The following is a 22,397-nucleotide window of genomic DNA, read 5'->3' on the forward strand; positions in this document are numbered from 1 at the left end:
TAATAAGTTAATAATCAATCATATAAATAGAATAAAAACAGGAGTGGGATAGTAAAAAATATAATGCGTCTGCCCTGATCCTTTCAGAGATAGATGGTCACCTTATAGAATGACTAATATCACCTTATAAAGTGACATTAGTCATTCTATAAGGTGACCATTGTCCCGTTGTAACGTGACAACTACTCGAGTGCATAAAAGATTCTAGTTTTCTGCATAGAAAATCTTAAATCTATGCATTGAATAATCTTAAATACAATAAAGGTTATGGAGATATTACTTTATGGAAGTAGAATATCTTACTCGATCTTTATACGAATTTTATTTCGTTCCATAGCTGTTATCTTGTGATTAATGTCTTCTTGCACTGGTGAATTTCATTTTATATGCTGCCATACGATGACAAGGTAAAGTACACTGCTGAAAATAGTTAAGTGAAAAGCTACCTGGTTTGTTGAAAAATACTATATTTGTACACAACTCTAAATGTTCTATTTATGAAACACGACTGTCAACCAAAACCCATTGATACGGATTATATGGTATTGGTGCATGATATGATACGATTATCAGGACAAATAGCTCGAAATGTACACAATATGGGCAGAACCTGTATGTTTTGCCATCAATAAGTTATAAGCATGAACCGTTTTATAAACTACTACAAGAAGATATTCTCACAAGAGTATATGGATCGCACCATTTCGGGGGGTATCAAGTCGCAGCTCACCCTGTTACTCGTTACTATTGCTACGGTGCTGGCTATCTTCTTTATCATCGTGATGTTCTTCTCTATCCAATTTTATGGACATGAGGAATGGGGCGAAAGGCTCTGGGTGGTGTACAACAACTTTGTGGATCCTGGTAACCAAATGAACGAGACAGCTTGGTCCAGCAGGCTATTGCTGGGAATTGTTAGCTTTTCGGGATCCATTTTATTGGGCGGTGTGCTCATCTCTACCATTTCCAACATTATAGAGCGGCGTGTGGATGTGGTAAACACGGGGCGAATGACTTACCGCAACATAACTCAACACTATGTATTGATAGGCTTCAATGAACTATCTATCAATATGATACGCGAACTATATAACGAATGTCCTTCGGCACGTATCTTGCTGATGAGCGGTATAGAGGCAGCAACGGTGCGCCATCGCATACAGTCTGCCTTGCCCATCGAAATAGAGCGGCAGGTGCTTGTTTACTTTGGCAACATTGAGTCGGTCGAAGAACTTCAGCGGTTGAACATAGTGAGCGCGAGTGAAGTGTATGTATTGGGTGATGAAGAACGTTGCGGACGCGATGCTAAAAATATAGCGATTGTGCATTTGGTGAGTGCTTTGCGTGGCAAATGCCCCGATGGCAAGGTGATGCCTGTGTATGTACAGTTCGACAGCATCCCTTCGTACTCTAACATACAGAAAATGAATCTGCCGCCGGAGGTGTTTTGCATTGAGGGGAAACCTAATATCTTTTTCCGTCCCTTTAACCTCCACGAGAATCTGGCCCGGCAACTATGGAGTCTCTATGCTGCCGATAGTGAAAGATATTATGATCCGCTAGACTATCGCCCCATAAGCATAACGCAACAACCTGATGGAAGCTGGAGTGCTACTAGTCAAGACTATGTGCATCTGGTTATTGTGGGATTCAACCGGATGGGACGCTCGCTGTTGCTTGAAGCACTACGTATCTGTCATTATGCCAATTACGATGACCGTCTGCCGGCAGATGAACGCATACGTACCCGCATCACTTTAGTAGATCGAGAGATGGAGTCACAGAAAGACTACTTCAAAGCTCAATTTCCTTATATAGAGAGTCAGATAGACGATATTGAGGTAGAATATTGCCATGACGACATTTGTAGTACTGCTATGCGCACCCGTCTACAACAATGGGCACAAAATAAACACTGTATGCTTACAGTGGCTATTTGTGTGCATGATCCCGATTTGAGTCTCTCATTAGGACTCAATTTACCGCATGAGGTTTATCAGCATCAATGTCGTGTACTTATCCGTCAGGATTTCAATAACGATTTGTCGTCGATAGTGGATGATGAGCAAGGGCGTTATCGTTATGTCAAGGTGTTCGGCATGGTAGATAGGGGGATGAAGAAAAACATCTTGCAGGATAAACTCGCTTTGTATGTGAATTACCTCTACGATTGTTGCTATACGGATGAAAGCCTCAAGCAGAAAGAGGTGTTGAAGAAGATGTATGAATCTTATAGCAGCCACTCTGCCGACTTCATTTTGATGAATCACCAGGCACACTATCTGTGGAATAAATTGAGCGAGCCGTTACGTTGGGCTAACCGCTATCAACTGGATGCCTATAGTGTGTTTTGTCGCACGTTAGGCTACGGTATTAAGCGGAGCGACCGTTCGCCGGCGCGTATATCCGTATCTATGTTCAATGAGAATCTACCGTCTCAAGTTTTGTATCTGTTGGTGCGCATGGAGAAATACCGATGGAATGCCGAGCGTACGGTGGCTGGCTGGAGACGTGCCGAGGTGAAAGATAAAGTTTTCTTGCAACACCCTCTCATTATGCCTTTCAACGAATTGTTGCAAAAGTACCCCGAAGAGGTGGAGAAGGATGCCGACGTTATTCTTAATCTGCCCTATGTACTGGCATTGGGAGGATATGAACTTTATAAACTGGCGTAACCCTTATACGTTGAAAACCTAAAATTTCTTCCTGCATTGAATAAATGCCTTTTTTTCATTAAAATCATCTTTCTTTTGAGGAATAATTGTGGTGCATTTGTTCTTATTATAAATAAGAAGATCAATTATTTAAATAGAATGAATATGAAGAAAAAATTAGCAGGAGTTGCATTGGTGTTGGCTACCGTCTCTTTGATGAGTATACAGCCTGTAGAAGCATGTACGCGTGCGGTGTATATAGGCCCTGACCAGATGGTGGTAACGGGACGTACAATGGACTGGAAAGAAGATATCATGACGAATATCTATGTATTTCCGCGTGGCATCCAACGTATGGGACATAATAAGGAAAAAACAGTGAACTGGACTTCCAAATATGGAAGTGTGATTGCTACAGGATATGATATAGGTACTTGTGACGGAATGAACGAGAAAGGATTAGTAGCTAGCCTGCTTTTCTTGCCGGAATCCATTTATTCTCTTCCCGGCGATACCCGTCCGGCAATGGGCATCAGCATTTGGACACAGTATGTGCTTGATAACTTTGCCACAGTACGCGAAGCGGTGGATGAATTGAAAAAGGAGACTTTCCGCATTGATGCTCCCCGTATGCCGAATGGAGGACCGGAGTCTACCTTGCATCTGGCTATCACTGATGAAACAGGCAATACGGCCGTATTGGAATATCTGGATGGGAAATTGAGCATTCACGAAGGAAAAGAATACCGGGTAATGACAAATTCTCCTCGATATGAATATCAGTTGGCCATTAATGATTACTGGAAAGAAATCGGTGGCTTGCAGATGTTGCCGGGAACCAACCGGGCAAGCGACCGTTTTGTACGGGCTTCATTTTACATTCATGCCATTCCGCAGATTGCGGATGCAAAGATTGCAGTTCCCAGCGTATTGAGTGTGATGCGTAATGTTTCCGTGCCATTTGGTATTAATACACCGGAGAAGCCTTATATATCTTCTACCCGTTGGCGTTCCGTATCCGATCAGAAGAATAAGGTATATTATTTCGAATCTACCCTGACTCCGAATTTGTTTTGGCTGGACTTGAAGAAAATTGATTTTAGTCCGAAAGCCGGTATTAAGAAACTGTCTCTGACAAAGGGCGAAATTTATGCAGGTGATGCAGTGAAGGATTTGAAAGACAGCCAATCATTTACCTTCCTTTTCGAGACTCCGGTCATGTAATTTGTCAGTGTGATAGATATATAAAAGAGTGGTGGACAAATGCTTGTAATCAAGCTTGTCCACCACTCTTTTATATGTATCGTTTATAACTTGATTGTTATTTATCCGCTTTATCGTCTGGCATATTCCTGATGAAACTCTATGACTGCCTCTATCCCTTTCCGGAAGATCTCCAATGAGCAATTCTCATTTGGAGAATGAATCGCATTCGATTCGAGTCCAAATCCCATCAATACGGTTTTGATTCCCAATACCTGTTCGAAAGTAGAGATGATGGGGATACTTCCGCCACGGCGTACCGCCAACGGCTTTTTCCCGAAAGCGATTTCGAAACCTTTCTCTGCTGCCTGATAGGCAGGAAGTGAAATCGGGCACACATATCCTTGTCCTCCGTGCATGGGAGTCACTTTCACCTGTACTGTATCAGGAGCGATACTAAGAATATAATCTGCGAACATTTGCGAAATCTTATGGTGATCCTGATGCGGCACTAACCGGCAAGAGACTTTAGCATAAGCCTTTGAAGGCAGTACGGTTTTAGAACCTTCTCCTGTATATCCGCCCCAAATGCCACATACGTCAAAAGACGGACGGCAACTGTTACGTTCCAATGTGCTATATCCTTTTTCTCCGAAAAGCTCTTTTACACCGATTGCTTCTTTGTATTTCTTTTCGTCAAAAGGAATATGGGCTATCATTTCCCGTTCGGCTTGCGGCACTTCTTCCACATCATCGTAGAATCCGGGAACAGTGATACGTCCGTCGGCATCCGTTACTTTGCTGATAATCTGGCAAAGCACGTTGATCGGATTGGCTACCGCACCTCCGAAATGTCCGGAATGCAAGTCACGATTCGGTCCCGTCACTTCTATTTCCCAATAAGCCAGCCCGCGCAGACCAGTAGTCAATGAGGGAAGTTCGGCCCCTAGCATACTCGTATCCGACACTAGAATAACGTCTGCTTTCAGCAATTCTTTATGTTCTTCGCAGAAAGCTTCCAAGCTGGGCGAACCTATTTCTTCTTCACCCTCGAAGATGAACTTCACATTATTCTTCAGTAATCCGTTTTTGACGAGATATTCAAATGCTTTCACCTGAATGAACGATTGTCCTTTGTCATCATCCGCTCCACGTGCCCAGATATGTCCGTCACGTATTTCCGGTTCAAACGGTTCGCTTTTCCAGAGTTCCAATGGTTCGGCCGGCATCACATCGTAATGAGCGTAGATTAATACAGTCTTTGCATCCGGGTCTACGATCTTTTGAGCGAAAACAACCGGATTGCCCTGTGAGGGCATTACCAATGCTTCGTCCACACCTGCTTCCAATAACAGCTGTGCCCAGCGTTCCGCACAAGCCAGCATATCGTCGTGGTGCTCCGGCAAAGCACTGATACTGGGGATGCGGATGAGGCTGAACAAGTCATCCATCATCTTAGGTTCGTGTGCCGCTATGTATTTCTGAATCTCGTTCATTAGAGTTGCGTCGTTTTATCCAGTAAGTAATAATCGAGTATAGTCATGGCGGCCATTGCTTCTACGATAGGTACGGCACGAGGTAATACGCAAGCGTCATGACGTCCGCGTGCTTTCAGAGTGGTGTCGACGCCATCAATGTTGACAGTTTCCTGTTCCATTAGCAGCGTGGCAATCGGTTTGAACACTACACGGAAATAAATATCCTGACCATTACTCAATCCTCCCTGAATACCTCCGGAGTGATTGGTGTGCGTCTCGATCCGTCCGTTATTGTTATAGAAAACATCGTTCTGTTCGGAACCTTTCATTTTCAATCCCTTGAATCCTTCGCCGTATTCGAATGCTTTGGCAGCGTTGATGCTTAACATGGCGTTACCCAAGGCAGCATGAAGTTTACCGAAAACAGGTTGTCCCAATCCGATGGGGCATCCCTTAATGACACAGGTCAGTGTACCTCCGATGGTATCGCCTTCACCTTTTACCTTATAGATAAGGTCTGCCATTTCTTTTGCTTTTTCAGGGTCCGGACAACGTACATCGTTGGTTTCTATCAGGTCGAAATTATAGTCCGAGTAAGTACCCTCAAGCTTGATAGGACCTACCTGCGAGGTATAGGCAGTGATGTTGACTCCCAGTTGGCGGAGTGCCAGCTTAGCCAATGCACCGGCTACAACGCGCGAAATCGTTTCGCGTGCAGAGGAACGTCCGCCGCCGCGATGGTCACGGATTCCATACTTCACCGTGTATGTGTAATCAGCGTGTGAAGGACGATATACATTTTTCAGATTGTTGTAGTCATTGGGGTGTTGGTTTTCATTCCAAACGATAAAACCGATAGGACACCCGGTTGATTTCCCCTCAAAAATACCTGAAAGAAACTCTACTTTATCAGCTTCTTTGCGTGGGGTGGTAAGGATTGATTGTCCCGGACGACGGCGATTTAGTTCTTGTTGTACAAATTCTTCGTCGATGGTAATTCCTGATGGGAATCCGTCAATCACTCCTCCAATTCCTTTTCCATGAGACTCACCGAAACTTGTGAGTCGAAAGATATTGCCAAATGAATTAAACATAGTTGTGGCTTTTTTAAAATTACTATATGCAAATATAACAAAGTTTTCGGTAAGAAAGTTGCGAACTCGAAATAACTTCGAAAAAGGAAGCATATTGAACCTTTTTTCTTCTTTTTAGTTTATAAAGGACGAATTTATTGTAATAACTAAACCAAAGACGTATGAAAAAGAATCTATTGTATTTATTGGCATTGGTATGTGCTCTAACTTTCTTTGCTGCTTGTAGCAGTGACGATGACAACAGTGATAACAAGAATAACGAGAATCCTCCCGAAGAGGAGGCTGTGATAACGGCTCCGGATGTAATCGGAACGTATTGGGGAAATCTGGATATATCCATGATACCGGATGGTTCTGACCAGGAAATTGTCATCGGCGACGGAATAGAGAAGTTTATCACGCTCTCGCAGGTCAGCAATACGGAAGTGAAGATTGAACTGAAGGATTTTGAATTGTTCATCAATCAGCAGATACTAAAGTTTGGAGATATTGTCATTGATAAATGTGAAGTGAAGAAGGGGGAAGGTGTGTCTACATTCACCGGACAGCAAGACCTTACGTTTGAAGGAGATGCCGCCTCTTTGGGTACTTGCCCTGTGACAGTTACGGGAACTGTAGAAGATGGAAATGCAGACATGACTATTAATGTGAAAGTGCCTGCATTGCAACAGACGGTGAAAGTAACCTACTCCGGAGTGAAGCAGGTGGCAGAGCCTAGTGGGACTTAAAAAGCATACCCGAAACCTATATTCAAGTAGATGGGGTACATGGCAAAAGTGATCGTATTAAAATCGTTTTTAAATATATCATTCAATCCCCAGGTAAGATCGGCGTACACATTGAGGTGTTTGAAGGCTCGCCATCCGGCTCCTACTTGTAGTCCCCATTGGAAATGTCTCAAATCGTCAGAGAAATCGTATGTTGCAATTTTGCCGTCGGTAAACTCTACTTTCGGACCGGTGGGATTATCTTCCCGCAAATATCCTTCGTATACGTGACCTGAAAATTCTCTTGAAAGCAGATAGGAGAAATAAGGCCCGGCTTTGATGTTCCACCGGTTGGTTAGTTTGTAGGTAGCCATTAGAGGTATTGTCAGTCCGGCGGTATGTACTTTGGTTTTTACTCCGCCTGTCCATACTCCACTGATTCTTTCACCTCCTTGCCCGAGAATCTCCATATTATAATTCTTCACAGTGGCTTCGGTAGTCATTGCTTTGTTTTCAAGCCGCAATCCGACTATAATTCCGAGCTTGTTCTGAACGGCAATCCATTTGGTCACTTCACCTCCTATACTGATAGCCAATGTCGGGTTATATCCGTCAATGGAACGGATTTCCACCGGAAGAGGAAGCGGGGCTGTGCCGCCAATGCTGAAACCTGCTTTTATCTCATATTCCAGTCCGTGAAGGGCGGAACGGATCAGTGTTTCATTTCGATCAACCTGTGCATAGCCGGGGAGGGCTATTCCTATACAGGTTAGTAAGCTGAATATATACGGATAGATTTTCATCGTTCTTGTTGTTATAAAGTTATTTAGTTTTACTAATTTTCCGAGTGATAGATTAACTCGGCCTCGTCAATGAGCAACGTACTTCCGATTGCTCCGTTAAAATGATCTCCTTCCAGGCTTGAGGTGAACACTATGGCTATATTATATTTTCCATCCCTTAGCTTTTCCTTATCTATGAATTTGCCGGGGAGAGTGGTGAAAGGCAGCTTAAAGTAAGTCCATTCATTTGTTTCTTTGGCATTATCAATCCGTGCTGTTGAAATTAGATTTGGGCTGGTAAACGCGTTCGTCCCATCAAGAGTTGGAACAGATTCGCTGGTTTCGTACATGATGGCATATATGTCACAGATATCCCGTTTCCCATTTACAGGTTTGCCTCCTTCTGTAAACTGATCTCCTGCTTTATATTTATAATAACCTGCCAGATAAGTAGGTATATGCCGGAAAGGAAGACCGAATTTAGTTGCTTTAAGCGGATTACTCATCGCATTGTTTACATCGAAGGAACCGATAAACAGATTTCCTGCCGCAATGGGCATTCCTGCTAACTGTCCGAAGAATCCGGTACTGCGTGTCACTAAAGAAAGGCATTTGCCGGCTTTTCCGTCCGTTATTTGGAAAGTGGGATAATCATCAGCTGTTTTAGCTACGCCGGTCATGGCATAGCCCGCATTTCCGCTGGCCCATTCCATAACGACTTTATCTCCTTCGCGTTCTACAAATATGTAGTACTTCTTTCCGCCAAGCGTATCTTCGAAATTATAGTTCGTGGCAAGTTCGGTGTCGATAACCGATACGATATACGTTTTCTTCCAAACACCATCGGCGGCTGTAACAGTATATTCTTGTGGAGTATTGAAATTTCGTTCCGTACCGCTAAGAGGATTAATTGTAGCTCCCGGAGTCAATGTAAATTCTGGTGTAAGTTCTGAAATATCAGTTCCCGGACCGACGAAGATAGTGATGGAATTATTGTTAATAATAGGACTGGTTGTCATGGCTACTCCCGGTAGTATGCAACTTAATATGTCTGCTTCTGCATTGAGAGCTTCTTCGCGGATACAAGAAGAGGAAACAATAGCCAGCAGCAAATAGAGAATCACGTGTTTTGCTTTCATTTTTCTATCAATTCTTTCTGTTAAAGTTTGGTATATGGAAGGTTTTATAACAATATGAGATTTTATTTGTTCATTATAGAATGCTGGAAAAGAAAGAATTTCTTATTTTTGTGGAACTAAAACTTATAAGTCCATGACTGAATCAGAAAGAAGGCAAATTATAGAATTGATTAAGAAAGAAGTCATTCCGGCTATTGGATGTACGGAACCTATCGCAGTAGCGCTTTGTGTAGCTAAGGCTGCTGAAACGCTGGGAGTGAAACCGGAGAAGATAGACGTCTTGTTAAGTGCTAATATATTAAAGAATGCCATGGGAGTCGGAATCCCGGGGACGGGTATGGTAGGGCTTCCCATAGCTGTAGCTTTAGGTGCGTTGATTGGCAAATCAGACTACCAGTTGGAAGTGTTGAGGGACTGTACGCCGGAAGCGGTGGAGCAGGGAAAACTGTTTATTGCAGAAAAACGGATTTGTATTTCTCTGAAAGAAGATATTACGGAAAAGCTTTATATCGAGGTGAACTGTAAAGCGGGAGATAAAACAGCTAAAGCTATCATTGCCGGTGGACATACCACCTTTATATATATAGCCAAGGGTGAACAGATATTGCTCGACAAGCAACATACAGTCAGCGAGGAAGAGGAAGATGCTTCGCTCGAATTAAACTTGCGTAAAGTCTATGACTTTGCACTGACTGCTCCGCTGGATGAGATCCGTTTTATCCTTGATACAGCCCGTTTGAATAAAGCTGCTGCCGAGCAAGCCTTTAAAGGTAACTACGGACATTCTCTAGGTAAAATGCTTCGAGGAACTTACGAACATAAAGTGATGGGTGACAGCGTATTTTCTCATATTCTCTCTTATACATCAGCTGCTTGCGACGCCCGGATGGCGGGTGCAATGATTCCTGTCATGAGTAATTCCGGCAGTGGTAATCAGGGGATATCCGCTACACTCCCTGTCGTTGTCTTTGCCGAAGAGAACGGAAAGAGCGAAGAAGAACTTATCCGTGCTTTAATGCTAAGCCATCTTACTGTTATATACATCAAACAAAGTTTAGGACGTCTGTCCGCTTTGTGTGGCTGTGTGGTAGCTGCCACCGGATCCAGTTGTGGAATCACCTGGTTGATGGGGGGAAACTACAATCAGGTTGCCTTCGCCGTTCAAAACATGATTGCTAATCTGACAGGAATGATTTGTGACGGTGCAAAACCGAGTTGTGCTTTGAAAGTAACTACCGGAGTTTCGACAGCTGTATTATCTGCAATGATGGCAATGGAAGACCGTTGTGTGACTTCCGTAGAGGGAATTATCGACGAAGATGTAGATCAAAGTATCCGCAACCTGACAAGAATCGGCTCGCAAGCCATGAACGAAACGGATAAAATGGTGCTTGACATCATGACGCATAAAGGATGCTGATTTCAAGTATTAAGTAATAAGTATTAAGTATCAAATATTAGCTCAAATAACGGCATAAAAAAAGTATTAAGTATTAAAGCCCGGCTGTGTCCGCACGGAATTAATACTTAATACTTTATAATTTAATACTTTATTTAGTGACAGTGTCCGCCTTCGCAACCGCAGTCGTCTCCGCAGCCATCACCGCAGCTGTCGCATCCGCAACCGCAGCCATCACCACCACTCATCATTTTCACAAGTTCCTGAATTTCTTCGTTCGTAGCAGGACGGCTTTCCAGTATTTCACCTTCAAAGATCAGGTCGGCACCGGCCAACGGGTGGTTGAGGTCAACTACTACAATATCCGGTTTGATTTCTACTACGCTGGCATTTACGCGTTGACCGTCACCAGTCATCAAAGGCACGATGTTACCCTCTTTAATACGTTCACTGTCAAATTTGCCATCTATTTCAAAGATATTTTTGGGGAGGTCAATAACGTGTTGTTCGTCATATTGTCCGTAAGCCTTATCTGCCGGAATGGTAAAGTCAAATTTATCACCTTTAGAAAGAGCAGTTATCTGATTTTCGAAATCTTCGAGTGTTGTTCCTAATCCTGAAATGAATTGAAAGGGATGTTCTGCTTTTGCTTCTTCGAACAACTCTTTTTCACCATCTTCCATTGTATATAGTTTGTATGCAACGGTAATGTACTTGTTTTCTACTGTTTCCATCTGATATTTTTTGTTTCTGATTAATAATTCCCGGTAATCCGGGTCGACAAAGATACGAATTATTTGCTTTTACTCCGGTATAGGGAGGGTAAATTTCAGATTATTAAGTGCTTTTGTCAGAAAAGAAAAGTAGAACGCATCCTTTGATAATAGTTGTAAATTCAACCTTTAAGTGATAAAATAGAGAAATAACACCACTCTTCTCTTACAATTATTAGCTTTTAAGTGATTTTTTTCTTCGATTTGTTTGGAGTTAATAAAAAAGCCCTTACCTTTGCAGCACGAAAATAAAGAAAAGAAGATATGAATATGTTACATACATCTATTAACCTAGCAGTCCTGCATATTATTCGCGTCGTGGTGGTCCCATCAAGAGCGTGAGAAAGGTTTTTGTGTTGTATGTGTTCGTACCATAAAAGATAAAATTTAGAGCCTTTCTCACTTGTGTGAGGAAGGCTCTTTAATTAAAAGATAGATTGAAATGAAAAAGCAATTACGCAGTTCGTTTAGTACACAAGGCCGTCGGATGGCGGGAGCCCGTGCATTATGGGCAGCCAACGGTATGAAGAAGAATCAGATGGGTAAACCCATTATCGCTATCGTCAATTCGTTCACACAGTTTGTTCCGGGACATGTGCATCTGCATGAAATCGGTCAGCTGGTGAAGGCAGAGATTGAGAAGCTGGGATGCTTCGCTGCGGAATTCAATACAATAGCTATCGACGACGGTATAGCAATGGGACATGACGGTATGCTTTACTCGCTTCCTTCACGTGACATCATTGCAGACAGTGTAGAGTATATGGTTAATGCGCACAAGGCAGATGCAATGGTATGTATCAGCAATTGCGATAAGATCACTCCCGGAATGTTGATGGCAGCTATGCGTCTGAATATTCCTGCCGTATTTGTATCGGGCGGTCCGATGGAAGCCGGAGAATGGAATGGTCAGCACCTGGATTTGATCGATGCGATGATTAAATCGGCCGATGAAAGTGTCAGCGATCAGGAAGTAGCGAATATCGAGCAAAATGCTTGTCCTACTTGCGGATGTTGTTCCGGTATGTTTACCGCCAACTCAATGAACTGCCTGAATGAAGCAATCGGACTGGCTCTTCCCGGAAACGGAACCATCGTAGCTACACACGAGAACCGTACGCAGCTTTTCAAAGATGCAGCAGAACTGATCGTGAAAAATGCAAAGTTATATTATGAAGAAGGAGACGAAAGCGTACTTCCCCGTAGTATTGCTACCCGTCAGGCTTTTTTGAATGCCATGACGTTGGATATAGCGATGGGGGGATCGACCAATACAGTTCTTCACCTGTTGGCTATTGCTCATGAAGCAGAGGTAGACTTCAAGATGGACGATATCGACATGCTTTCCCGCAAGGCTCCTTGTCTCTGCAAGGTGGCTCCCAATACACAGAAATATCATATTCAGGATGTAAACCGTGCCGGTGGTATCATTGCTATCATGGATGAACTGGCAAAAGGAGGTCTGATAGATACATCCGTTCGACGGGTAGACGGAATGTCATTGGCGGAAGCTATTAATGAATATTCAATCACCAGCCCGAATGTAAGTGAAAAAGCAATTAAGAAATATTCGAGCGCAGCCGGAAATAGATTCAATCTCGTACTTGGTTCACAGGGTATGTACTATAAGGATTTGGATAAAGACCGTGCAACCGGATGTATCCGCGATTTGGAGCATGCTTATAGCAAAGACGGTGGATTGGCCGTATTGAAAGGTAACATTGCGCAAGACGGTTGTGTGGTAAAAACAGCAGGTGTAGACGAAAGTATCTGGAAGTTTACCGGACCTGCCAAAGTATTTGATTCGCAAGAAGCAGCCTGTGAAGGCATTCTCGGAGGCCGAGTCGTCAGTGGCGATGTCGTCGTCATTACGCACGAAGGTCCGAAGGGTGGTCCCGGTATGCAGGAAATGCTTTATCCTACCTCTTATATTAAATCTCGTCATCTCGGAAAAGAATGTGCTTTGATTACCGACGGACGTTTCAGTGGCGGAACTTCCGGATTGAGTATCGGACATATTTCTCCTGAAGCGGCAGCTGGAGGTAATATCGGAAAAATTGTAGACGGAGACATCATAGAAATCGATATTCCGGCCCGGAAGATTAACGTGCGACTGACGGATGAAGAATTGGCAGCCCGTCCGATGACTCCTGTCACTCGTGACCGTTATGTGCCGAAGAGTCTGAAGGCTTATGCCAGCATGGTAAGTTCTGCCGATAAGGGAGCAGTGAGATTAATCTGATATAGTTCATTTATCAACTATCAACTAATATGAAAGATTTAATAACAGGTGCAGAGGCTATGATGCGCTCTTTGGAACATCAGGGAGTGACTACCATCTTCGGTTACCCCGGTGGTTCCATAATGCCGGTGTTCGATGCCTTGTACGATCATCGAAATATATTGAACCATATTTTGGTTCGTCACGAGCAGGGAGCTGCCCATGCGGCACAAGGTTATGCCCGTGTATCAGGAGAAGTGGGCGTTTGCCTGGTGACGAGCGGTCCCGGAGCAACTAATACGGTAACAGGTATTGCAGATGCGATGATCGATAGTACACCTATCGTAGTGATTGCCGGACAGGTAGGAACAGGGTTTCTTGGAACAGATGCTTTTCAGGAAGTTGACTTGGTAGGTATTACGCAACCAATCGCCAAATGGAGCTATCAGATCCGTCGTGCGGAAGATGTGGCCTGGGCGGTCGCACGTGCGTTTTATATTGCCCGTAGTGGTCGTCCCGGTCCGGTGGTACTGGACTTTGCCAAGAATGCGCAAGTAGAAAAAACGAAATACGAACCGACGAAAGTCGATTTTATCCGCAGTTATGTTCCTGTTCCCGATACGGACGAGGAGTCTGTACAGGCAGCTGCCGAACTGATTAATAACGCCGAACGTCCGCTTGTATTGGTAGGACAGGGTGTTGAATTGGGAAATGCACAGAACGAATTGCGTGAATTTATCGAAAAGGCGGATATGCCTGCAGGCTGTACGCTGCTCGGACTGTCTGCTTTGCCGACAGAACATCCGTTGAATAAAGGAATGTTGGGTATGCACGGTAATTTGGGGCCGAATATCAATACCAATAAATGCGATGTGCTGATTGCCGTTGGTATGCGCTTTGACGACCGTGTGACTGGCAATCTGGCTACTTACGCCAAACAAGCGAAAGTGATTCATTTTGATATTGATCCTGCGGAAGTGAATAAGAATGTAAAGGTAGATGTAGCTGTTTTGGGAGATTGCAAGGAGACTTTGGCTTCTGTGACTAAACTCCTGAAAAAGAGAACTCATACCGAATGGATTGATAGTTTCAAAGAATATGAGAAGGTAGAGGAAGAAAAAGTAATCCGCCCTGAACTTCACCCTGCAACAAACTCTTTGAGTATGGGAGAAGTGGTGCGTGCGGTAAGCAATGCTACTCATCATGAAGCAGTTTTGGTAACGGATGTAGGTCAAAATCAAATGATGTCTGCACGTTACTTCAAATATACGAAAGAACGTAGTATCATCACTTCCGGAGGACTCGGAACAATGGGCTTCGGTCTTCCCGCAGCTATCGGGGCAACTTTTGGAGCACCGGAACGTACCGTATGCGTATTTATGGGAGATGGCGGACTGCAAATGAATATTCAGGAACTGGGTACAATTATGGAGCAGAAAGCTCCGGTGAAAATTATCTGCCTGAATAATAATTACCTCGGAAACGTACGCCAGTGGCAAGCTATGTTCTTCAATCGCCGCTATTCGTTTACTCCGATGTTGAATCCGGATTATATGAAGGTTGCTTCGGCTTATGATATTCCTTCCAAACGTGCTTTTACCCGTGAAGAACTGAAAGAAGCCATTGCAGAAATGCTGGCGACGGATGGTCCGTTCCTGCTCGAAGCGTGCGTAGTGGAAGAAGGCAATGTTCTGCCGATGACTCCTCCGGGTGGTTCGGTCAATCAGATGCTGTTGGAATGCTAGGAGAAGTTGAATATTGAGAATGGAAGATTGAAAGTTCGCAATTAAAATTTAGGATTATGAGTGACAAGACATTATATACGATAATAGTTCATTCCGAAAATATAGCCGGATTGCTGAATCAGGTAACTGCTGTATTTACTCGTCGGCAAATCAACATCGAGAGTCTGAATGTATCTGCTTCTTCTATTAAAGGTGTACACAAGTATACGATTACAGCCTTGACAGATAAGGACACCATTGAGAAGGTAGTGAAACAGATTGAAAAGAAGATCGATGTGATTCAGGCACATTATTTCACCGAGGATGAAATATACTTCCATGAGATTGCACTTTATAAGGTATCTACTCCTGCTTTTCAGGAAACTCCGGAAGCATCCAAGTTGATCCGCAGATACAATGCCCGTGTAGTGGAAGTCAATCCGGTATTTTCTATTGTCGAGAAAAATGGCATGAGCGAAGATATAACCTCACTCTACGGTGAACTGAAGGCTTTAAATTGTGTTTTGCAGTTTGTTCGGTCGGGACGCGTAGCGATTACTACCAGTTGCTTTGAACGGGTGAACGAGTTTCTCGATGGACGGGAAGCCATGTATAACCAGAGTAAAAACCAACAAGAATAATGAGTGAAGAAAATAAAATAGGAACTTATCAGTTTGTGGCAGAACCGTTTCATGTTGACTTTAACGGACGTCTGACTATGGGCGTACTGGGAAATCATCTGTTGAATTGTGCTGGTTTTCACGCAAGTGACCGTGGCTTTGGTATTGCAACACTGAACGAGGATAATTACACTTGGGTACTTTCGCGTCTAGCTGTTGAGTTGGATGAAATGCCTTATCAATATGAGAACTTTTCAGTTCAAACATGGGTGGAAAATGTCTACCGCTTGTTTACTGACCGTAACTTTGCTATTATTGATAAGGATGGGAAAAAGATTGGTTATGCGCGTTCCGTATGGGCAATGATTAATCTCAATACCCGCAAACCGGCCGATCTATTGACCTTGCACGGAGGAAGTATCGTAGATTATGTCTGTGACGAACCTTGTCCTATTGAAAAACCTTCACGTATCAAAGTGACAAGCGATCAGTCAATGGCTACCCTGACGGCAAAATACAGTGATATTGATATTAACGGTCATGTGAACAGCATCCGTTACATTGAGCATATCCTTGATTTGTTCCCGATAGAGTTGTACAAGACCAAACGTATCCGCCGTTTCGAGATGGCGTACGTGGCCGAAAGTTATTTTGGTGATGAGCTCTCTTTCTTCTGCGACGAAGTGAATGCAAACGAGTTTCACGTAGAAGTAAAGAAGAATGGCAGCGAAGTTGTTTGCCGTTCGAAAGTGATATTTGAATAAATGTGAGAATACAAAATTAATTAATAACGGATGACGTAAGTCATCAAAAACTAAAAACAAAAAGAAAATGGCACAGTTGAATTTTGGAGGTACTACTGAAACTGTAGTAATCCGTGACGAATTTCCATTGGAAAAAGCTCGTGAAGTATTGAAAAATGAAACAATTGCTGTAATCGGTTATGGCGTACAGGGACCTGGACAGGCACTGAACTTGCGTGATAACGGTTTCAATGTAATCGTTGGTCAACGTGAAGGAAAAACATACGATAAAGCAGTAGCAGACGGATGGGTTCCGGGCGAAACTTTGTTCGGCATTGAAGAAGCTTGCGAGAAAGGTACTATTGTAATGTGCCTGTTGTCTGACGCAGCAGTAATGTCTGTATGGCCTACTATCAAACCTTACTTGACTGCCGGAAAAGCTCTTTATTTCTCACACGGTTTTGCTATCACTTGGAATGACCGTACAGGTGTAGTTCCTCCTACTGATATCGACGTTATCATGGTTGCTCCTAAAGGTTCGGGTACCTCTTTGCGTACTATGTTCCTCGAAGGACGTGGCTTGAACTCTTCTTATGCTATCTATCAGGATGCTACAGGCAAAGCAATGGATAGAACCATCGCACTGGGTATTGGTATTGGCTCCGGTTATCTGTTTGAAACAACTTTCCAACGTGAAGCTACTTCTGACTTGACAGGTGAACGCGGTTCATTGATGGGTGCTATCCAAGGTTTGTTGCTGGCACAGTACGAAGTATTGCGTGAAAACGGTCATACTCCTTCTGAAGCATTCAATGAAACAGTGGAAGAACTGACACAGTCATTGATGCCGTTGTTTGCAAAGAACGGTATGGACTGGATGTACGCTAACTGTTCTACTACTGCTCAACGCGGTGCTCTTGATTGGATGGGCCCATTCCACGACGCTATCAAGCCGGTAGTTGAAAAGTTGTATAATAGCGTGAAGACTGGTAACGAAGCACAGATTTCTATCGACAGTAATTCACAACCTGATTATCGTGAAAAATTGAATGAAGAGCTCCGTCAACTGCGTGAAAGCGAAATGTGGCAGACTGCTGTTACTGTTCGTAAACTTCGTCCGGAAAACAATTAAACTGGATAAATTATACAAGTTTGTAAAAGGGAGAGGGCTGTTTGCTTTCTCCCTTTTTGGGTTAAAAAGAGATTTAGAAATGAATAAATGAAGCTTTCCGAAATTATTTTTCAAAAATATATTGATTATATGGACAAAAAATGCAAGTTTATGTTTATCTTTGCGTCATCAGATAAAATAAACGAGAAGTATGAATTAACTTAACCAGCCCTGAAGAATGATTAACATCACTAAATAAATAAACGAATGACGCTGCTTTTGATTTCTCAGAAGTGGTGATTTAGTGTGTTTTATCTTTATGGGAGTTGATATTTCTTTTTGAAATCTGCATTTGTATATTGAAAGTAAAAGTCATTTTAATGGCTTCTTAAATAAAGAATAGTACTGACGTAAAATAAAATATTGTTTGTTTTGTTTGTGTTAAAACGAAGTGTGGTTTCGTGAGAAAGTGCACTTTGTTAAAAGGAGGATTAAGTATTTAATCCTCCTTTTTAATGAATAACATCAGCCTTTTGTAAAAAGGATGTTTGGTAAGGGTAGAGGTGTCTCCTAATATAACAAGCTTCATTCGTGCCCTTGTAATCGCTACATTCATTCTTCGCAAATCATTCAGGAACCCAATCTGCCCATCCTCGTTGGCACGTACAAGACTGATGAAAATAACGTCCCGCTCCTGTCCCTGAAAACCGTCTACCGTGTTTACGGTGATGAGGCTGCGGAAGGGGCGTAAAAAGCTGCTCCCTTTGATCTTTCCCCTCAAATATTGCACTTGCGCCTTGTAGGGTGAAATCAGACCGAAATCAATTCTTTCATCCAATATCCGTTCTTTGCCGATCCGTTCGATATATGCTTCCAGTTCCTGTAGTAATAGATTGGCTTCCTGCTTGTTGATGCGTCCGAAACTCTCACCTACAAAATCTTCGTGAAAGTCCATTTCCGAAGTATCAATCCAATTCATAGGAGTGTCAAAATCAAGAATACCCCGGTAGCGCACTTCCGGAGCAGCTTCCAGTTCTCCGTGGTAGAACCAGTTGGAGGGAAACTGCATGATGGCTTCGTGCATTCTGTACTGCACTTTTAATAAAGAAACAGCAGAAGGCTTTTGCTGAACCACTTTTTCCATTAACGTGTGATCCAGTCCTCCACGAGCGGCTTCTATACATTTGATAGTTGGTGGGAGCTGGCAATGGTCTCCTGCAAGGATGACGCGGTCTGCCTTACGGATGGCAATCCAGCAGGCAGCTTCGAGCGCTTGAGCAGCTTCATCAATGAACAAAGTAGGAAAGCGACGCCCGTTGAGCAGACGATGGTTGCTGCTGACCAGTGTAGAAGCAATCACACGGGCACTATCAAATAGATCGGCATTGATTTGTATTTCCAACTCTGTGGCACGATCGCGGAGATGGCTCATGCGATTACGCATACCTTCCCGTTCAGAATAACTTCCCTGGCGCATCCGGCTACCCATTTCACGGATAGATTTGCGAATTCCCCAAAGTTCCGGATAGGCAGGATGGCTTTCAAACCGGCGTTCGTAGGTGGATGAAAGCATTCTGTCGTTGACCCGGGTAGGATTCCCGATGCGGAGTACGGGTACTCCCCGGTCTACCAGTTTCTCACAAATCCAGTCGACAGCAGTGTTGCTTTGTGCACAGACAAGCACTTGCGGTTCCCGGTGCAATGTTTCGTAAATTGCTTCGACAAGAGTCGTTGTTTTTCCGGTTCCCGGAGGACCGTGAACGATGGATACATCACGTGTGCAGAGTACCTTGTTGACAGCTGTTTCCTGGGTGCTGTTCAGCCAGGGGAAGCGGACAGGATATAACTCCCGGAATCCCGGTTTTTGTGTGCCAAGCAAAATATCACGCAGTTCTGCCAGACGATTATCTTTAGCGCGTATGGTGTCTTCCAGTGCCTCGAACATGGCCCGGTAGGATGTTTCGTCAAAATAAAGTTGCACCCCCAGTATGCCGTCAGTTTGCAGTTCCGCTAAAGCTCCCGCTCCGGGAAGTACAACTACCATTCGCTCCTCATCTGCAAAGCTGACAGTAGCGATGAAATTCATGTACTTCACTTTTCCTTCGAATGACTGGTGGAAAAAGCAGACGGGGCGGCCGAACTCGAAGGAATGCTCTATTTCTTTATTTTCGGTCCGTGTAATATCTATTACAAGCTGATTCAGAGAATTGTAGTAACTTCGGCCAAGAGAGACGGGATACCAGCAGAGACCGCGTTTCACTTTACGGGCAACGCCCATTGTTTCGGTCTGCCGTTTAAATTCTTCCTTTTCGTGTTCATACTCCATCCGTAGGAGGAGTTGCTGTTGCTGAAGGTCGATGATTGGACTTTTCGGATTATTACTCATAATAGGCGCAAAGGTAACAAATCTTCGTTCCGGGTAGAAAAAATATTTCATTTTGTTAAACATTACTCGAACGCCGTTCGTTATTTTTATAGATAGACTCATAAAAGATAAAACAATATGGTATATGATGTGACTATGTTAGAAGCTTTCTACGCTGCTTATAAAGGAAAGGTAGAACACGTACGGGCTATATTGAAACGCCCCTTGACGTTGGCCGAGAAGATTTTGTATGCTCATCTGTATGATGTAGCCGATTTAAAAGATTACAAACGGGGAGAAGATTATGTGAACTTCCGTCCCGACCGTGTAGCTATGCAGGATGCGACTGCGCAGATGGCATTGCTTCAATTTATGAATGCAGGTAAGGATCAGGTGGCTGTGCCCTCAACAGTACATTGCGATCACTTGATACAGGCGTACAAAGGTGCAAAGGCGGATATTGCTACGGCAAGATTGACCAATGAAGAAGTATACGACTTCCTTCGCGATGTATCTTCCCGTTACGGCATCGGTTTCTGGAAACCGGGAGCAGGTATTATCCATCAGGTAGTACTCGAAAACTATGCTTTCCCCGGCGGTATGATGGTAGGAACGGATTCCCACACTCCTAATGCAGGCGGACTGGGCATGGTAGCTATCGGTGTTGGTGGCGCGGATGCTGTGGATGTGATGACAGGAATGGAATGGGAACTGAAAATGCCGAAGATTATCGGTGTTCGTCTGACCGGAAAACTAAGTGGCTGGACATCTCCGAAAGATGTAATCCTGAAACTGGCCGGCATCCTTACCGTAAAAGGAGGAACAAATGCTATTATCGAATATTTTGGTCCTGGAACCGAATCCCTTTCTGCTACCGGGAAAGCTACCATTTGTAATATGGGTGCCGAAGTAGGGGCTACTACCTCTCTGTTCCCGTTTGACGGGCGCATGGCTGCCTATTTAAGGGCTACCGGAAGAGATTGTGTGGTCGATTGGGCGGAGACTGTCGATGCCGATCTTCGTGCGGATGATGTAGTGACCGACGAACCATCCAACTATTACGACCGTGTGATTGAAATAGACTTGTCGGAACTCGAACCTTATATAAACGGACCGTTTACACCGGATGCCGCTACTCCTATTTCCGAATTTGCAGAAAAAGTGTTATTGAACGGCTACCCCCGCAAAATGGAGGTGGGCTTGATCGGTTCATGTACCAATTCTTCTTATCAGGATTTGAGTCGTGCAGCTTCTTTGGCGAAACAGGTCACTGAAAAGAACTTGAGTGTCGCTGCTCCGTTAATCATCAATCCGGGTTCGGAACAAATTCGGGCTACTGCCGAAAGAGATGGGATGATTGAAGCTTTTGAACAGTTGGGTGCCACGATTATGGCAAATGCCTGTGGCCCTTGTATCGGTCAATGGAAACGCGAGACGGACGATCCGACACGGAAAAATTCAATCGTTACTTCTTTCAACCGTAACTTTGCCAAACGTGCTGACGGTAATCCGAATACCTATGCGTTTGTAGCTTCTCCGGAACTGACAATGGCATTAACGATTGCCGGCGATCTCTGCTTCAATCCGTTGAAAGACAGACTGGTGAATCATGACGGAGAAAAGGTGAAACTATCCGAACCAGTAGGAGATGAACTTCCTTTGAAAGGTTTTACATCCGGAAACGAGGGGTATATTGCCCCGCACGGAGCAAAAACGGAAATCAAGGTGAAGCCTGATTCTCAACGTCTCCAGCTCTTGACGCCTTTCCCGGCATGGGACGGACAGGATTTACTGAATATGCCTTTACTGATTAAAGCACAAGGAAAATGTACTACCGACCATATCTCTATGGCAGGTCCGTGGCTCCGCTTCCGGGGACATTTGGAGAATATTTCCGACAATATGCTGATGGGAGCTGTCAATGCTTTCAACGGTGAAACGAACAGCGTTTGGAATCGTTCAACAAATACTTATGGAACAGTTTCCGGTACGGCAAAAATGTATAAGTCTGAAGGTATTCCGTCTATAGTTGTTGCCGAAGAGAATTATGGAGAAGGTTCCAGCCGTGAACATGCAGCCATGGAACCGCGCTTTCTCAATGTGCGTGTCATTCTGGCTAAGAGTTTTGCCCGTATCCACGAAACGAATCTGAAAAAGCAGGGAATGCTTGCTCTTACTTTTGTAGACAAGGCAGACTATGAGAAGGTTCAGGAACACGATCTTTTGTCAGTAGTAGGTTTAGTCCATTTCGCACCGGGTCGCAATTTGACGATTGTTCTTCATCACGAAGACGGAACGAAAGAAAGTTTTGAAGTACAGCATACCTATAATGAACAGCAGATAGCCTGGTTCCGTGCCGGCTCTGCTTTAAATGCAAGATAAAA

At 43.8% G+C, this 22,397-nt stretch carries 16 protein-coding genes; 10 read left to right on the forward strand and 6 right to left on the reverse strand.

The features are described 5' to 3' along the window. The first annotated feature begins 641 nt into the window (after nucleotides 1-641). Nucleotides 642-2,675 (forward strand): hypothetical protein, encoded by a 2,034-nt coding sequence (locus tag I2I13_RS22340; RefSeq protein ID WP_195650552.1) that lies wholly within the window; start codon nucleotides 642-644, stop codon nucleotides 2,673-2,675. 144 nt (nucleotides 2,676-2,819) lie between these two features. Next, complete coding sequence (locus I2I13_RS22345; protein WP_074637587.1) at nucleotides 2,820-3,878, forward strand: linear amide C-N hydrolase; 1,059 nt, start codon at nucleotides 2,820-2,822, stop codon at nucleotides 3,876-3,878. Between the two features lie 110 nt (nucleotides 3,879-3,988). Here the strand turns inward: I2I13_RS22345 and I2I13_RS22350 are convergent, their stop codons facing one another. Together I2I13_RS22350 and aroC are read right to left on the reverse strand one after the other, a co-directional pair. Beyond that, on the reverse strand, nucleotides 3,989-5,353 hold the full coding sequence (locus I2I13_RS22350) for a dipeptidase (protein ID WP_074637567.1): 1,365 nt from the start codon (nucleotides 5,351-5,353) through the stop codon (nucleotides 3,989-3,991). After that, entirely contained in the window at nucleotides 5,353-6,429 is a 1,077-nt protein-coding gene (gene aroC, locus I2I13_RS22355) for a chorismate synthase (protein WP_004306728.1), read from the reverse strand. Before aroC ends, I2I13_RS22350 begins: the two co-directional genes overlap by 1 nt. A gap of 161 nt (nucleotides 6,430-6,590) precedes the next feature. Here aroC and I2I13_RS22360 point away from each other — a divergent pair, with 161 nt between their 5' ends. Beyond that, entirely contained in the window at nucleotides 6,591-7,157 is a 567-nt protein-coding gene (locus I2I13_RS22360) for a calycin-like domain-containing protein (RefSeq protein ID WP_195650553.1), read from the forward strand. Here I2I13_RS22360 and I2I13_RS22365 read toward each other — a convergent pair. Both I2I13_RS22365 and I2I13_RS22370 read right to left on the reverse strand, forming a co-directional pair. Next, nucleotides 7,154-7,939, reverse strand: a complete 786-nt coding sequence (locus tag I2I13_RS22365) for a porin family protein (protein WP_074637572.1) — start codon at nucleotides 7,937-7,939, stop codon at nucleotides 7,154-7,156. The two genes, I2I13_RS22360 and I2I13_RS22365, sit on opposite strands and share 4 nt — an antisense overlap. A gap of 32 nt (nucleotides 7,940-7,971) precedes the next feature. After that, the gene (locus I2I13_RS22370; protein WP_195650554.1) at nucleotides 7,972-9,057 is read right to left on the reverse strand and encodes a PCMD domain-containing protein; all 1,086 of its coding nucleotides are present in this window, start codon (nucleotides 9,055-9,057) and stop codon (nucleotides 7,972-7,974) included. Between the two features lie 133 nt (nucleotides 9,058-9,190). On the opposite strand from I2I13_RS22370, the gene I2I13_RS22375 reads away from it, so the two are divergent. Then, entirely contained in the window at nucleotides 9,191-10,477 is a 1,287-nt protein-coding gene (locus I2I13_RS22375; RefSeq protein ID WP_074557628.1) for a serine dehydratase subunit alpha family protein, read from the forward strand. Between the two features lie 134 nt (nucleotides 10,478-10,611). On the opposite strand, the gene I2I13_RS22380 is transcribed toward I2I13_RS22375, so the two are convergent. Next, complete coding sequence (locus I2I13_RS22380) at nucleotides 10,612-11,190, reverse strand: peptidylprolyl isomerase (protein WP_004306740.1); 579 nt, start codon at nucleotides 11,188-11,190, stop codon at nucleotides 10,612-10,614. Nucleotides 11,191-11,671: 481 nt separating this feature from the next. On the opposite strand from I2I13_RS22380, the gene ilvD reads away from it, so the two are divergent. The 5 genes from ilvD to ilvC all read left to right on the forward strand — a co-directional run bounded on the left by ilvD (nucleotide 11,672) and on the right by ilvC (nucleotide 17,669). Next, on the forward strand, nucleotides 11,672-13,471 hold the full coding sequence (gene ilvD / locus I2I13_RS22385) for a dihydroxy-acid dehydratase (RefSeq protein ID WP_195357651.1): 1,800 nt from the start codon (nucleotides 11,672-11,674) through the stop codon (nucleotides 13,469-13,471). A gap of 29 nt (nucleotides 13,472-13,500) precedes the next feature. Continuing rightward, the gene (gene ilvB, locus I2I13_RS22390) at nucleotides 13,501-15,195 is read left to right on the forward strand and encodes a biosynthetic-type acetolactate synthase large subunit (protein ID WP_195650555.1); all 1,695 of its coding nucleotides are present in this window, start codon (nucleotides 13,501-13,503) and stop codon (nucleotides 15,193-15,195) included. A gap of 56 nt (nucleotides 15,196-15,251) precedes the next feature. Next, the gene (gene ilvN, locus I2I13_RS22395) at nucleotides 15,252-15,815 is read left to right on the forward strand and encodes an acetolactate synthase small subunit (RefSeq protein ID WP_008650275.1); all 564 of its coding nucleotides are present in this window, start codon (nucleotides 15,252-15,254) and stop codon (nucleotides 15,813-15,815) included. Then, nucleotides 15,815-16,558: an acyl-[acyl-carrier-protein] thioesterase gene (locus I2I13_RS22400; RefSeq protein ID WP_195357647.1), complete on the forward strand. Its 744-nt coding sequence runs from the start codon at nucleotides 15,815-15,817 to the stop codon at nucleotides 16,556-16,558. Before ilvN ends, I2I13_RS22400 begins: the two co-directional genes overlap by 1 nt. Nucleotides 16,559-16,625: 67 nt before the next feature. Then, complete coding sequence (gene ilvC / locus I2I13_RS22405; RefSeq protein ID WP_122136875.1) at nucleotides 16,626-17,669, forward strand: ketol-acid reductoisomerase; 1,044 nt, start codon at nucleotides 16,626-16,628, stop codon at nucleotides 17,667-17,669. A 478-nt stretch (nucleotides 17,670-18,147) separates the two neighbouring features. Here the strand turns inward: ilvC and I2I13_RS22410 are convergent, their stop codons facing one another. Next, nucleotides 18,148-20,085 (reverse strand): AAA domain-containing protein, encoded by a 1,938-nt coding sequence (locus I2I13_RS22410; RefSeq protein ID WP_229128697.1) that lies wholly within the window; start codon nucleotides 20,083-20,085, stop codon nucleotides 18,148-18,150. Nucleotides 20,086-20,151: 66 nt separating this feature from the next. On the opposite strand from I2I13_RS22410, the gene I2I13_RS22415 reads away from it, so the two are divergent. After that, nucleotides 20,152-22,395: an aconitate hydratase gene (locus I2I13_RS22415; protein ID WP_195650557.1), complete on the forward strand. Its 2,244-nt coding sequence runs from the start codon at nucleotides 20,152-20,154 to the stop codon at nucleotides 22,393-22,395. Nucleotides 22,396-22,397: the final 2 nt, after the last annotated feature.

It is taken from the genome of Bacteroides sp. D55t1_190419_B8, from assembly GCF_015558905.1.
Lineage (GTDB): Bacteria > Bacteroidota > Bacteroidia > Bacteroidales > Bacteroidaceae > Bacteroides > Bacteroides vicugnae.